Consider the following 13,495-nt stretch of genomic DNA (forward strand, 5'->3'; position numbering starts at 1 on the left):
GAGGCGCCGCGGAAGAAGACGGGGAAGGGACGGGACGTCAGATGCCGGAGGAGACGGGCGGGGCCCGCCCGCGGTCGGGCCGCGACGGGAGCGGACAGGCGGGCGGGGCGGTAGACCGGGCCGGGCGCCGCCCGTGGCCGTGTGCGGCGACGGCCGTACCGCCGCACGCGGCGGCCACCGCGTGGCCCGGGGCCGCCGGGCGCTCCCCGGGGTGCTCGTGCCGGGCCCCGGCCCGCGCGGCGCACCCCGCGCCGCACCCGTCGTCGGCGTACGGGCCGGGCTCCGCGTGGGAGACGGCGACGGCGGCGGGGACGGTGACGGGGGCCGGGAGGGCCGAGGCGGAGGGGACGGGGACGGGCTCGGCGGGGGCGGCGACCAGGGCCGCCAGCAGGGCCAGCAGTGCGGCGAGCACCCACGCGGCCCCGCGGTGGGCGGAGGGGGCGGTGCGAGATGCGGGGCGCATGCGCCGTTCCCTTTCGCGAGTGGCGGGTGTGGCCCTCAGGCCCGGGGCCCGGCCGGGGAGTGACGGCCGGGCCCCCGGGCGGCCGGGGCGAGGTCAGGGTTCGACGAGACCGACGCGGATGGCGTACCTGGTCAGTTCCAGGCGGTCGCGCAGGCCCAGTTTGTGCAGCAGGTTGGCCCGGTGCCGCTGGACCGTCTTGACGCTGATGAACAGCAGCTCGGCGATCTCCTTCGAGGAGTGGCCCTCGGCGACGAGTTTGAGCACCTCCTCCTCGCGCGGCGTCAGCAGGCCCCCGGCGCCCTCCTCGCCCTGGCGCACCCGGTCGAGGTGGCTGCGGATCAGGGCGGCGACCGCGCCGGGGTACAGGAACGGCTCGTCGCGCATCGCGGCCCGGCAGGCGGCGACCAGATCCCGGTCGGCGACGGACTTCAGGACGTACCCGCAGGCCCCGGCGCGCAGCGCCTGGAACAGGTACTGCTCGTTGTCGTGCATGGTCAGCATCAGCATCCGCAGCCCCGGCTTCAGCGCGGTCAGCTCCCGGGCCGCCTGAAGACCCGTCAGGCGCGGCATGGCGATGTCCAGCACGGCCAGGTCGACGTCGTGGGCGCGGGCCAGCTCCACCGTCTGCGCGCCGTCCCCGGCCTCGGCGACCACCCGCAGGTCCGGCTCCCGGTCGAGGATGAGGCGCACGCCGCGCCGCACCAGGGCGTGGTCGTCGGCGAGGAGGATGCGGATCGGGGACGTGCCGGGCGCGGTCACGGCCGCCTCCCGGACACCGGCGCGGTCAGCCGGACCCGGGTGCCGCACCGCGCGGCGCGGGCGATGTCCAGGTCCGCGCCGACGAGCAGGGCCCGCTCGCGCATGCCGCGGATCCCGGCCCCCTCGCACACGGCGTCGATGCCGCGGCCGTCGTCGGTGACGCAGAGCTCCACCGCGCCGTCGGCGTGCCGCAGGCTCACCTCCACCCGCTCGGCGTCCGCGTGGCGGGCCGCGTTGGTCAGGCTCTCCTGCGCCACGCGGTAGAGGACCAGTTCGGTCTCCCGCTCCAGGGCGGGCAGAGCGGGGTCGAAGCGGCGCAGCACCCGCAGACCGGTGTGGGTCGCGAAGTCGTGGGTCAGCGAGGTCAGCGCGCTGACCAGGCCGAGGTCGTCCAGGACGCCGGGCCGCAGCCGGCGCACCAGCCGGCGGACCTCGTCCAGGCTCTCCCGGGTGATCTCCTGCGCCTGGTGCAGCTCGCCGCGCAGCGGCTCGGCCGCCTCGTCCGCGGCCCGTTTGAGCACCAGCAGGACCGCGGTCATGCTCTGCCCGACCTCGTCGTGCAGTTCCTGGGCGATGCGCCGCCGCTCCGCCTCCTGGGCGAGCAGCACCCGGGCGCTGCTCGTGGCCCGCTCGCGCTCCAGCCGGTCGAGCATGGCGTTGAAGGTGCGGATCAGCTCGCCGACCTCGCCCCCGCCGGGCACCGGCAGCCGCTGGCCGGGGCGCAGCAGGTCGACGGTGGTCATCAGCCGCGTCAGCCGGTCCAGCGGGGACAGGCCCCAGCGCAGCAGGGCGGCGTTGGCGACCAGCATGACGGCCAGGCCGCCGACCAGGATCACCGCCTCCGTCAGCAGCACCGGCACCGAGACGGTCACCGGCGCCCACAACAGCAGCGCCGTGGCGGTGCCCAGCACCAGGGCGTTGAGCCCGAAGATCCGCCAGAACAGGGACACCCGGAAAACGCCTCCTCACCGCTCCTCGCGCGGCGCGGTGCGCCACGGTTCGCCTCAGGTGCCGGACTTCACGCACCCGGGCGGGAGCAGCGGCCCTCGGCCCGACCGGGCCGGCAGCCAGCCTGCACCCGGCCGGGCGGGCGCGTCGATGGGCGGTGACACCCATTTCCCGGGTTCGGCACCACCCACGGCGCGGACCTCCGCCGTCCACGGCGCGCACCTCCGCTCCCCCTCAAGGGTGGGCGTGGCGCCCACCGGTAAATGGGGCCTGCGCCCGATGGGTTTCCGCCGCGGTGACGGCCAGGGTGGACGAGAACCGTTCACGTACCCGTGACAGTCCCGTCAGAAAGGGGCCCGCCGTGCCGCTCGACGCCTCCCGTTCCGAACCCCGCACCCACCGGCTGAGCGCGCAGGAGGCCCGCCGGCGCCTGGAGCACGCCCGTGACACCCGCCTGGCGCAGCTGCGCGCGCTGGCCGGGACCGGGCGGACGGCGGACGACCGGTTCCTGGCCGAGCAGAAGGCCGCCGTCGAAGGGGTGCTGGCGGAGATCGACGCGGCCTTCGCCCGGGTCGCCGACGGCACGTACGGCAGGTGCGAGGGCTGTGCCAAGCCCGTGCCGGCGGAGCGCCTGGAGATCCTCCCCTACACGCGTCACTGCGTGGCCTGCCGCGCGCGCACCGCCTGACCGTCCTGTGACCCCGGCTCCCGCCCTGCCCGAGGGGTGAAGTGGTGAACCATCAGACTCTCGGCGGCCCTCCGGCCGCGCTGTCGCCCGAGGATCTCGCCGCGCTCCGCGCCGATCTGCTGGAGCAGCGCCTGTTCCGGCGCGAGCAACTGCGGCAGCTCGCCGCCCCCCGCCCGTCCCGCGCCGGTGGTCCCCGGCGGGAGGCCGCCGCCCGGGCCGAGGTCCGGGCGAAGCTCGCGGCGTCCGCGCGCATGGTCCTCGCCGACGTCGAGGCGGCGCTCACCCGCATGGCCGAGGGCCGCTACGGCGTCTGCCACCTGTGCCGGCGGCCCCTTCCCCTCGAACATCTGACGATCGTCCCGCAGGCCCGCTACTGCGACGGCTGCCGGCGGGGACGGGACGCCGAGCGGTGACCGCGGTCTCCCGCGTCCGCGCCGGTTTCGGCAGGCACCGCCCCTGGCCGCTGTGCCGGCAGTGCTGCGGCGTCGCCCTCGACCTGGGCAGCGCCCGCACGCGTGCCTGGGTCGCCGGCCGGGGACTGGTCGTCGACGTGCCCACCGTGACGTTTCCCGGTGCCGTGTATCCGGTGCAACGGGGCACCATCGTCGACCTGCCCGGTCTCGCCCGGATGATCGACCGGGTGATCGGCCGGCGTCTGCCCCGCCACGCCCGGCCGCTGATCGTCGTCACCACGCCCGTACTGGGCGGCACCAGGCAACGGGACACGGTGCGCGCGGCCGTGCGGGGACTGCGCCCGCGCGGGGTGCTCACCATCACCGGCGCCCGGGCCGTCGCCCTGGCCGCGGGCGCCGGTCCGCGCCGGTCGCGGCTGGTCCTCGACATCGGCGCGCACCTGACCGAGGTGGTGCTGCTCGCCGACGGGGCCGTCCTGGACGCACGCCGCACCGCCCTGGGCACCGGTGATCTGGACGCCGGCGCCACCTGCGCCGACATGGCCGAAACGGTGGCCGCCATGGTGGCGTCCGTCCTGCGCCAGGACCGTACGGGGCTGGCCCTGGAGGCCCTGCGCTCGGGGGCGCTCCTGGCCGGGGGAGGCGCCCTGCGCCCCGAGCTGACCAGCCGGCTCACCGGCCGGCTGCACGGGCCCGTGCGCATCGTGCCGGCGCCGCACACCGCCGCCGTCCGCGGCGCCGCCCGGCTCCTGGAAGCGGCCCACACCCACCCCTGGGCCGCCGCGGCGTCCGATGCCCCCTGCCCGCACCAGCGCCTGACGCCGGCCGGCCGCCGCCCGCCCGCAGGCCGGAACGAGGGGTGACCGCCTACCGCCCGCCCCGGTCCCGCCCGGGCGGTGGCGCCCGTGCCGCCGGGGCGGGCCGCCCGGCCGCACCGCCGTATGCCGGACACCGACGGAAGGAGAAGGGACCGTGGCAGGCGAGATGGCGCGTGCCGAGCCGCCGCCCGGGCCGCCCCCGCGCGACGCGCTGTGGCGCTGGCGGCGCAACCCCCTGCGCCGACCCGCCGACGTCGCGCTGGCGTGGACCGGCCTCGTGCTGCTGCTCACCGTCCTGGCGGGCGCGCCCGCCGCCGCGCTGTGGGCCGGGGACACCGCCCTGCGCCACTACCGGGAGTCCGCCGAACGGCAGGCGCGGACCCGCCACCTCGTCACGGCCGTCCTGCTGCGTGACGCGCCGCGGCACCCGGAGCCCGGTTCGGCGGAGGCCCGGGAGACCCGTTACCCGGTGCCGGTCCGGTACGCGCCGCCGGGCGGCCCGCCGCGCACGGCGCGCACCGAGGTCGTCCCCGGGCTGCGCGCCGGGAGCACCGTCCGCGTCTGGGCCGGGCCGGACGGCCGGCTCGCCGAGCCGCCGCCAAAGCCCGGCGAGATCCGCAGCCGCGCCGCGGGCTGGGCGCTGCTGGCCGCGGCGGGCGTCGCGGCCGCCGGCGGCGCCGCGTACCACATGGCGGGCCGGGCGGTGGAGCGGCGCCATCTCGCCCGGTGGGACGAGGCGTGGGCGGCGGCGGCCCGCGGCTGGACCATCCGACCCTGACGCCGCCTCAGGCCGTCGCCGCTCCCGCCGCCGGCGGGGCCAGCTGCCGGGCCAGCCAGGTCGGGACACCCCCCAGCAGCCGGTACAGCCGCCGCGCCTCCTCCCGCAGCCGGGACGCCTCCGGTTCCGCCTCCGTGTCGGCGAGGGACACCAGCGCGGGGGCCGTGCCGACGAGGTAGCCCAGTTCCTCGCGGATCCGCAAGGACTCGGCGAACCCGTGCCGGGCCTCGGCCAGATCGCCGTCCCGCAGGGCGAGGCCGGCCAGATGCCGCCAGGTGAACGACATCAGCAGGGCGTCGGAGTGCGCGGTGGCCCCGGCGTGCGCGCGCCGGTACGCCGCCCGCGCGGCCTGCGGGGACCGGGTGAGGTTCTCCGCGAGCAGCCCGCGCCGGAAGTCCAGCAGGGCCCGCCGCTGCGCCCCCGGCGGGATCAGCGCCGCCGCCCGGCCGAGCGCGGCCCGCGCCTCGTCGGCCCGGTCCCGCACGCCGTGCAGCGTGGCGGCGTAGGCGAGCTGCCCGCGTTCGCAGGCGGCGCCCCCGCGCTCGTCGTCGGTGTGGGCGAGCGCCTCGGCGGTGCGCAGCGCGTCCTCCGCCTCCTCCCAGCCCTGCTCGGTGTAGAGGCACCGCTCCACCAGCAGCGCGGCCCGCTGGAGCGCGGCCGCCGCGCTGACCGGCCGCAGCAGGGCCGCGGCGTCCGCCCAGCAGGCGCGCGAACGCAGCCGCCATACCGCGGTCTGGAGCGGATCGTCACCTGCGGTCGTTCCCGTACCAGACATGGCGGTATGCGCCACCTCGCCCTCCCCAAGCACGCCGTCGAGCCGTCGAGTGGTGGCCGCATCTCAGCACGAACCGACCGGCCGGGCCAAGAGGGTGGGTGAAGGATTTCACAAAGTCGTGGGACTCCCGGTCCCCGGAGGTTTCGCCCGGCGCACCGCCCGAAGGTCAGCTCATCCGCAGCGCCAGGAAGAAATCGAGCTTGTCCTCCAGCCGCGACAGATCGCGCCCCGTCAACTGCTCGATCCGCCCGACCCGGTAGCGCAGCGTGTTGACGTGCAGGTGGAGCCGGGTGGCGCAGCGCGTCCAGGAGCCGTCGCAGTCCAGGAACGCCTCCAGGGTCGGGATCAGCTCGGCGCGATGGCGGCGGTCGTAGTCGCGCAGCGGGTCCAGCAGCCGGGCCGTGAAGGCGCGGCGGACGTCGTCGGGGACGAACGGCAGCAGCAGGACGTGCGAGGCGAGCTCCTGATGCCCGGCGGCGCACACCCGGCCCGGCCGGGCGGCGGCCACCCGCCGCGCGTGCCGCGCCTCCTCCAGCGCGCCGCGCAGCCCCTCCGCCGAGTGCACCGCCGCGCTGACGCCGAGCGTGACCCGCCCGTCGTCGTCCAGCCCGGCCGTGAGCGGGTCCCTTACGGACGCCAGCAGCGCGTCGGCGAGGACCCCGGCCTCGGAGCCGTCGTGCTCGCTGGAGACCGCCGGGAGCGGGACGAGCGCGACGGCCTCGTCGCCGGTGTGGGCGACGGCGATGCGGTCGGAGTGCTCGGGGCCCGTGGACCGGGGGTCGACGAGGATCTCCTCCAGCAGCGCCTGGGCGACCGGCCCCGCCTGGACCTGCCCGTCCTCCCACTCGACGCGCGCCACCACGACCTGCCAGTGCGGGGCCGCGCCGAGGCCGGGCAGCAGGACCGGCGCCGCGACCCGCAGCCGGGCGGCGATCTCGGCGGGCGCCGCGCCCGTCTGCACCAGCTCCAGCACCTCCTGCGCCAGCCGCCGCCGGACCGTGCGCGCCGCGTCCCGCCGGTCCCGCTCGACCGCGATGAGCTGGGTGACCCCGTACAGCAGGTCGAGGCGTTCCTCGGCCCAGTCCCCGGCGTCCGCCTCGACCGCCAGCAGCCAGTCCGACAGCACCGTCTCCCGCAGGTCCCGGGCGGCCTGCGGGGAGCGTCCCGCCCCGGCCGGCGCCGGGCGGTGCGCCCCGCCGCGGACCGGGAAGAGGCTGAACGTCCGCGGCGGCGCGGTGCCGAGCGTCACCCGGTGCGGCGCGCGCCGGCCCGCGCGGGTGGCCGCCAGGTGCTCGGCCGCCAGCTGTCCGCACACCTCGGCGGGCAGGGCGGGGCCGGACACCTTCGGGCCCGCGATCAGCCGCCCCGTCGGCGACAGCACCCAGGCCCTGAGGTCCAGGTCGGAGCGGAGCAGGTCCAGCACCACCTCCGGGCCGCCGCCCGCCGGGCCCGACGTCATCATCCGGCGGTGCCGGTCCACGACCGCCGCCAGGTCCCCCGCGCGCTCGCCGGAGACCTGCCGGACCACATGCTCGGTGATCGTGGCGAACGCCACCGACTCGTGCACCGCGAACAGCGGCAGCCGGTGCCGGGCGCACGCCACCACCAGATCGTCCGGCACCGCGCCCAGCTCCGCCTCACCGGCCGCGAGCGCGGCCACCTGGGCCTGCGCCAGGATCCGTACGAACGGCTCGGAGTCGGCGGCGTCCCGGCGCCAGGCCAGGCCGGTGAGCACCAGTTCCCCGCCCGACAGATAGCGGCTCGGGTCCCTGAGGTCGGTGGTCATCACGCCGCGTACGCTGCGGTCCAGCTCGTCCTCGCCGCCGAGCAGCCTCAGGCCCAGCGCCTCGGTGTCCAGCAGTGCGCGCAGCCGCATTCTCGTCGCCGCCGTTCCTTGTCTAGAAAAGTTCGTCGCATGGTCGATGGGGGGTGGGCGCGGGCCCGTTCGGCGGCGGATGAGCGGGGGCTCGCCGTCTGCCGAGGTGTGTGTCCCGTGTCACGCCGCCGAGTCGCGCGTTTCCACAGGAAAACGCGGAGGTTACCGAGGTCCTCCGTTCATACGAATCTACAAGATGCCCGACGTGGCCAGCCAATTCCTTCATGGTTTCCGTGACTGACCCCCGGGGAGCACGCAGCGGTGTACTGACACCACTCCGCGTTAACAGCACAGGAACGAGCCGCGCCCGCCGCACACGGATTGGCTCAATCTGTACGACTCACGAGACGAAGAAGAGAGCCGGTCATGGACTTCCTTCGCCCCGCCAGCTGGGAGGAGGCGCTCGCCGCGAAGGCGGAGCACCCCACCGCTGTGCCGATTGCGGGCGGCACCGACGTGATGGTCGAGATCAACTTCGACCACCGCCGTCCCGAGTACCTCATGGACCTGACCCGCATCGGCGACCTGACCGAGTGGGAGGTCGGCGAGGACACGGTACGGCTCGGCGCCTCCGTGCCGTACACGAAGATCATGGAGAACCTGCGCGCCGAGCTGCCGGGTCTCGCCCTGGCCTCGCACACGGTCGCCTCCCCGCAGATCCGCAACCGCGGCGGCGTCGGCGGCAACCTCGGCACCGCCTCCCCGGCCGGTGACGCCCACCCGGCCCTCCTCGCCGCCGGCGCCGAGGTGGAGGCCGAGTCGGTGCGCGGCTCCCGCCGTATCCCGATCGACGCGTTCTACAAGGGGGTGAAGCGCAACGCCCTCGCCCCCGACGAGCTGATCCGCGCCGTGCACGTGAAGAAGGCGGACGGGCCGCAGCAGTTCTCCAAGGTCGGCACCCGCAACGCCATGGTCATCGCGGTGTGCGCCTTCGGGCTCGCGCTGCACCCCGAGACGCGGACCGTGCGCACCGGGATCGGCTCGGCCGCCCCCACGCCCGTCCGCGCCAAGGCCGCGGAGGAGTTCCTGAACGCGGCGCTGGAGGAGGGCGGCTTCTGGGACAACGGAAAGATCATCACCCCGTCGGCCGCCAAGCGGTTCGCGGAGCTGTGCTCGGCCGCCTGCAACCCGATCGACGACGTCCGGGGCACCGCGAGCTACCGCCGCCACGCGGTCGGGGTCATGGCCCGCCGGACGCTGACCTGGACCTGGGAGTCGTACCGCGGCACCCGCCGCGCCGCGAAGGGAGCCGCGTGATGCGCGTCAACTTCACCGTCAACGGCCGGCCGCAGGAAGCCGACGACGTCTGGGAGGGCGAGTCCCTCCTCTTCGTGCTGCGCGAGCGGCTCGGCCTGCCCGGCTCCAAGAACGCCTGCGAGCAGGGCGAGTGCGGCTCTTGCACGGTCCGCCTGGACGGCGTGCCGGTCTGCTCCTGCCTGGTCGCCGCCGGGCAGGTCCAGGGCCGCGAGGTCGTCACCGTGGAGGGCCTGGCGGACTACGCCAGGCAGCGCGCCTGCGGTGACGGCGGCTCCTGCGGCACCTCGCTGGACGAGGCCACGGGATGGCAGGCCGAGGGCAGCGACGCCCGGACCGGCGAGGGCGGCACCTCCCCGCGTGCGACGCTCTCCCCGATCCAGCAGGCGTTCATCGACGCCGGCGCCGTGCAGTGCGGTTTCTGCACGCCGGGCCTGCTGGTCGCCGCCGACGAGATGCTGGAGCGCAACCCGAACCCGACCGACGCCGACATCCGCGAGGCGCTGTCGGGCAACCTGTGCCGCTGCACGGGCTACGAGAAGATCATGGACGCGGTCCGCCTGGCGGCCGCCCGCCAGTCCGAGGGGGTCTGAGCATGCCGGCCAACGGCGCACCCACCAAAATCACCCAGGGTTCGCAGACGAAGGGCGGCATCGGCGAGTCCACCCTCCGCCCGGACGGCACCCTGAAGGTCACCGGCGAGTTCGCGTACTCGTCCGACATGTGGCACGAGGACATGCTCTGGGGCCAGATCCTGCGCTCCCCGGTCGCCCACGCCGAGATCGTGTCCATCGACACCGGTGAGGCGCTCGCCCTGCCGGGCGTGTACGCCGTGCTGACGTACGACGACCTGCCGGCCGACGTGAAGCACTACGGCCTGGAGATCCAGGACACCCCGGTCCTCGCCCACGGCAAGGTCCGCCACCACGGCGAACCGGTCGCGATCGTCGCCGCCGACCACCCGGAGACCGCCCGCCGCGCCGCCGCCAAGATCAAGGTCGAGTACCGCGAACTGCCCGTCGTCACCGACGAGAAGTCCGCGCTGGCGCCGGACGCGATCCTCGTCCACGAGAACCGCGACGACCACCACGCCGGCCATGTCCCGCATCCCAACATCGTCCACCGCCAGCCGATCGTCCGCGGCGACGCCGACGAGGCCGCCGGGAAGGCCGACGTCATCGTCCGGGGCGAGTACACCTTCGGCATGCAGGACCAGGCCTTCCTCGGCCCCGAGTCCGGTCTCGCCGTGCCGGAGGAGGACGGCGGCGTCCACCTCTACGTCGCCACCCAGTGGCTCCACTCCGACCTGCGCCAGATCGCCCCCGTGCTCGGCCTGCCGGAGGAGAAGGTCCGGATGACGCTGGCCGGCGTCGGCGGCGCCTTCGGCGGGCGCGAGGACCTGTCGATGCAGATCCACGCCTGCCTGCTGGCGCTGCGCACCGGCAAGCCCGTCAAGATCGTCTACAACCGGTTCGAGTCCTTCTTCGGGCACGTCCACCGCCACCCCGCCAAGCTCTCCTACGAGCACGGCGCCACCAAGGACGGCAAGCTCACCCACGTCAAGTGCCGCATCGTGCTGGACGGCGGCGCCTACGCCTCCGCCTCCCCGGCGGTCGTCGGCAACGCCTCCTCACTCGGTGTCGGCCCCTACCGGGTCGACGACGTGGAGATCGAGGCCATCGCCCTCTACACCAACAACCCGCCCTGCGGCGCCATGCGCGGCTTCGGCGCGGTCCAGGCGTGCTTCGCCTACGAGGCGCAGATGGACAAGCTGGCCAAGAAGCTCGGCATGGACCCGGTGGAACTGCGGCAGCTCAACGCCATGGAACAGGGCACCCTCATGCCCACCGGCCAGCCCGTGGACTCCCCGGCACCCGTCGCCGAACTCCTGCGCCGCGTCAAGGCGATGCCGATGCCCCCGGAGCGCCAGTGGGAGTCCAGCGAGGGCGCCGACGTACGGCAGCTGCCCGGCGGCCTGTCCAACACCACGCACGGGGAAGGCGTCGTACGGGGGGTCGGGTACGCGGTCGGCATCAAGAACGTCGGCTTCTCCGAGGGCTTCGACGACTACTCCACCGCCCGGGTGCGGATGGAGGTCGTGGGCGGCGAGCCGGTGGCGACCGTGCACACCGCCATGGCGGAGGTCGGCCAGGGCGGCGTCACCGTCCACGCGCAGATCGCCCGCACCGAGCTGGGCGTCGCCCGGGTGACCATCCACCCGGCCGACACCCGGGTCGGCTCGGCGGGTTCGACGTCGGCCTCCCGGCAGACCTACGTCACCGGCGGCGCCGTGAAGAACGCCTGCGAGCTGGTGCGCGAGCAGGTGCTGGAGATCGGGCGCCGCAAGTTCGGCTCCTTCCACCCGGCCTGGGCCACCGCCGAACTCCTGCTGGAGGGCGGCAAGGTCGTCACCGACGGCGGCGAGGTCCTCGCCGATCTGGTGGACGTCCTGGAAGGCGAGGCCGTGGAGGTCGAGGAGGAGTGGCGGCACCGGCCGACCGAGCCCTTCGACCTGCGCACCGGCCAGGGCAACGGCCATGTCCAGTACTCCTTCGCCGCCCACCGCGCGGTCGTCGAGGTCGACACCGAGCTCGGCCTGGTGAAGGTGATCGAGCTGGCCTGCGCCCAGGACGTCGGCAAGGCGCTCAACCCGCTCTCCGTCGTCGGCCAGATCCAGGGCGGCACCACCCAGGGACTGGGCGTGGCGGTGATGGAGGAGATCGTCGTCGACCCGAAGACGGCGAAGGTGAAGAACCCGTCCTTCACCGACTACCTCATCCCGACCATCCTCGACACGCCGACCATCCCGGTCGACGTGCTCGAACTCGCCGACGAGCACGCCCCCTACGGCCTGCGCGGCATTGGCGAGGCCCCCACCCTGTCGTCGACGCCGGCGGTCCTCGCGGCCATCCGCGACGCCACCGGCCTCGAACTCGACCGGACGCCGGTACGGCCGGAGCACCTGACCGGCACGGCGTAACCACTCCCCGAGTCCTCCGGGCGGCGCACCGCGGAACGTCACGCCTCCCCGCGCCGCCCGGAGCGGCCCCGTCCCGCACCGCTCGCGGGACGCGCCGCACCGGCAGCACCCCGTTCGTTCGTCTCGGGCCGTCCCCCGGGTCGTGCGGCCGAAGCACCATCCCAAATCCCGTGACCGCGCCATGATGTGAGCGACCGACAGGGCGGTTCCACGCGGGTGCCCCTATGAACCTTGGGAGTAGGCCCCACATGACCCAGCAGTCACTGGAGCCGGAGAGCGTCGCGGAGGACGCGGGTGACGGCACCCGCATCCCGGCCGGACGCTCCTGGCTCGACCGGTACTTCCACATATCCCGGCGGGGATCGACGATCGCGCGCGAGGTGCGCGGCGGCGTCACGACCTTCATGGCGATGGCGTACATCCTCCTGCTCAACCCCCTGATCCTGTCCGGCGAGGACGCCGCGGGGGACACCCTGGCCACCAAGGCCCTCATCACCGCCACCGCGTTCGCGGCGGCCCTCACCACGCTGCTGATGGGCTTCGTCGGCAAGGTGCCGCTCGCCCTCGCCGCGGGCCTGTCCGTCTCCGGCGTCCTCGCCTCCCAGGTCGCGCCCGAGATGACCTGGCCGCAGGCGATGGGCATGTGCGTGATGTACGGCGTGGTCATCATGCTGCTGGTCGTCACCGGCCTGCGGGAAATGATCATGAACGCGATCCCGCTCGCCCTCAAGCACGGCATCACCATGGGGATCGGCCTGTTCATCGCCATCATCGGCTTCTACAAGGCCGGCTTCGTCCACCAGGGCGAGGCGGGCACCCCGCTCGTCCTCGGCCCGGCGGGCGAACTCGCCGGCTGGCCCGTGCTGCTCTTCTGCGGCACCCTGCTGCTGATCTTCATGCTCCAGGCGCGCGACGTCCCCGGTGCCATCCTCATCGGGATCGTCACCGGCACCGTCGTCGCCGCGGCGCTGAACGCCGCCGGCGTCATCGACCCGAAGCAGTGGGCCAACGGCGCCCCCGAACTGCACGGCGGCGCCGTCTCCATGCCGGACTTCTCGCTCTTCGGCGAGGTCGAGTTCGGCGGCTGGGGAGAGGTCGGCGCGATGACCGTCGGCATGATCGTCTTCACGCTGGTGCTCGCCGGGTTCTTCGACGCGATGGCCACCATCATCGGCGTCGGCACCGAGGCGAGGCTCGCCGACGACAAGGGCCGGATGCCGGGCCTGTCCAAGGCGCTGCTCATCGACGGCGCGGGCGGCGCGATCGGCGGGGTCGCGGGCGGCAGCGGCCAGACCGTGTTCATCGAGTCCGCCACCGGCGTCGGCGAGGGCGCCCGTACGGGCCTCGCCTCGGTCGTCACCGGGGCGTTCTTCGCGGCCTGCCTGTTCTTCACCCCGCTGACGGCGATCGTGCCGCAGGAGATCGCCTCCGCCGCGCTGGTGGTGATCGGCGCGATGATGCTGATGAACGCCCGGCACGTGGACTGGGCGGACCGCGCCACCGCGATCCCGGTCTTCCTCACCGTGGTCCTGATGCCGTTCACTTACACCATCACCACCGGTGTCGCCGCCGGCGTCATCGCCTACACCGCCATCAAGGTCGCCCAGGGCAAGGCGCGGGAGACCGGGGCCTTCATGTGGGTCCTCACGGTCGTCTTCGTCGTCTACTTCGCCCTCAACCCGATCGAGAGCTGGCTGGGCGTGCACTAGCCGGCCGGCGGGCACCCGTTTTCCGACCATCGCT

13 protein-coding genes are annotated in these 13,495 nt (G+C 74.7%); 8 read left to right on the forward strand and 5 right to left on the reverse strand.

Translation table 11 applies throughout. The features are described 5' to 3' along the window. Positions 1-37: 37 nt before the first annotated feature. From AB0L74_RS26720 to AB0L74_RS26730, 3 genes are all read right to left on the reverse strand, one after another. Positions 38-463: a hypothetical protein gene (locus tag AB0L74_RS26720; protein WP_365657439.1), complete on the reverse strand. Its 426-nt coding sequence runs from the start codon at positions 461-463 to the stop codon at positions 38-40. A 93-nt stretch (positions 464-556) separates the two neighbouring features. Then, positions 557-1,222 (reverse strand): response regulator transcription factor, encoded by a 666-nt coding sequence (locus AB0L74_RS26725; protein WP_365657442.1) that lies wholly within the window; start codon positions 1,220-1,222, stop codon positions 557-559. After that, positions 1,219-2,172: a HAMP domain-containing sensor histidine kinase gene (locus AB0L74_RS26730; protein ID WP_365657445.1), complete on the reverse strand. Its 954-nt coding sequence runs from the start codon at positions 2,170-2,172 to the stop codon at positions 1,219-1,221. The genes AB0L74_RS26725 and AB0L74_RS26730 overlap by 4 nt, the downstream gene beginning before the upstream one ends. A 359-nt stretch (positions 2,173-2,531) precedes the next feature. On the opposite strand from AB0L74_RS26730, the gene AB0L74_RS26735 reads away from it, so the two are divergent. The 4 genes from AB0L74_RS26735 (at position 2,532) to AB0L74_RS26750 (ending at position 4,867) form a co-directional block, all read left to right on the forward strand. Next, complete coding sequence (locus AB0L74_RS26735; protein ID WP_365657447.1) at positions 2,532-2,858, forward strand: TraR/DksA C4-type zinc finger protein; 327 nt, start codon at positions 2,532-2,534, stop codon at positions 2,856-2,858. A 41-nt stretch (positions 2,859-2,899) separates the two neighbouring features. After that, a complete protein-coding gene (locus tag AB0L74_RS26740; protein WP_365657450.1) occupies positions 2,900-3,271 on the forward strand; it encodes a hypothetical protein in 372 nt (123 codons plus the stop codon). Continuing rightward, positions 3,268-4,134 (forward strand): rod shape-determining protein, encoded by an 867-nt coding sequence (locus AB0L74_RS26745; RefSeq protein ID WP_365657453.1) that lies wholly within the window; start codon positions 3,268-3,270, stop codon positions 4,132-4,134. Before AB0L74_RS26740 ends, AB0L74_RS26745 begins: the two co-directional genes overlap by 4 nt. A gap of 109 nt (positions 4,135-4,243) precedes the next feature. After that, positions 4,244-4,867, forward strand: a complete 624-nt coding sequence (locus AB0L74_RS26750; protein WP_365657456.1) for a hypothetical protein — start codon at positions 4,244-4,246, stop codon at positions 4,865-4,867. A gap of 7 nt (positions 4,868-4,874) precedes the next feature. On the opposite strand, the gene AB0L74_RS26755 is transcribed toward AB0L74_RS26750, so the two are convergent. Beyond that, on the reverse strand, positions 4,875-5,657 hold the full coding sequence (locus AB0L74_RS26755) for a hypothetical protein (RefSeq protein WP_365657459.1): 783 nt from the start codon (positions 5,655-5,657) through the stop codon (positions 4,875-4,877). A 151-nt stretch (positions 5,658-5,808) separates the two neighbouring features. Next, positions 5,809-7,518, reverse strand: coding sequence for a PucR family transcriptional regulator ligand-binding domain-containing protein (locus tag AB0L74_RS26760; protein WP_365657462.1), 1,710 nt, complete (start codon positions 7,516-7,518; stop codon positions 5,809-5,811). 366 nt (positions 7,519-7,884) lie between these two features. Here AB0L74_RS26760 and AB0L74_RS26765 point away from each other — a divergent pair, with 366 nt between their 5' ends. From AB0L74_RS26765 to AB0L74_RS26780, 4 genes are all read left to right on the forward strand, one after another. Continuing rightward, complete coding sequence (locus tag AB0L74_RS26765; RefSeq protein ID WP_365657465.1) at positions 7,885-8,775, forward strand: xanthine dehydrogenase family protein subunit M; 891 nt, start codon at positions 7,885-7,887, stop codon at positions 8,773-8,775. Beyond that, a complete protein-coding gene (locus AB0L74_RS26770; RefSeq protein WP_365657468.1) occupies positions 8,775-9,365 on the forward strand; it encodes a (2Fe-2S)-binding protein in 591 nt (196 codons plus the stop codon). The genes AB0L74_RS26765 and AB0L74_RS26770 overlap by 1 nt, the downstream gene beginning before the upstream one ends. A gap of 2 nt (positions 9,366-9,367) precedes the next feature. Next, positions 9,368-11,752, forward strand: coding sequence for a xanthine dehydrogenase subunit D (pucD, locus tag AB0L74_RS26775; protein WP_365657471.1), 2,385 nt, complete (start codon positions 9,368-9,370; stop codon positions 11,750-11,752). Between the two features lie 248 nt (positions 11,753-12,000). Beyond that, positions 12,001-13,461 (forward strand): NCS2 family permease, encoded by a 1,461-nt coding sequence (locus AB0L74_RS26780; RefSeq protein ID WP_365657474.1) that lies wholly within the window; start codon positions 12,001-12,003, stop codon positions 13,459-13,461. The last annotated feature ends 34 nt before the right edge of the window (positions 13,462-13,495 follow it).

Source organism: Streptomyces sp. NPDC052020, assembly GCF_040680575.1.
Taxonomy (GTDB): domain Bacteria; phylum Actinomycetota; class Actinomycetes; order Streptomycetales; family Streptomycetaceae; genus Streptomyces.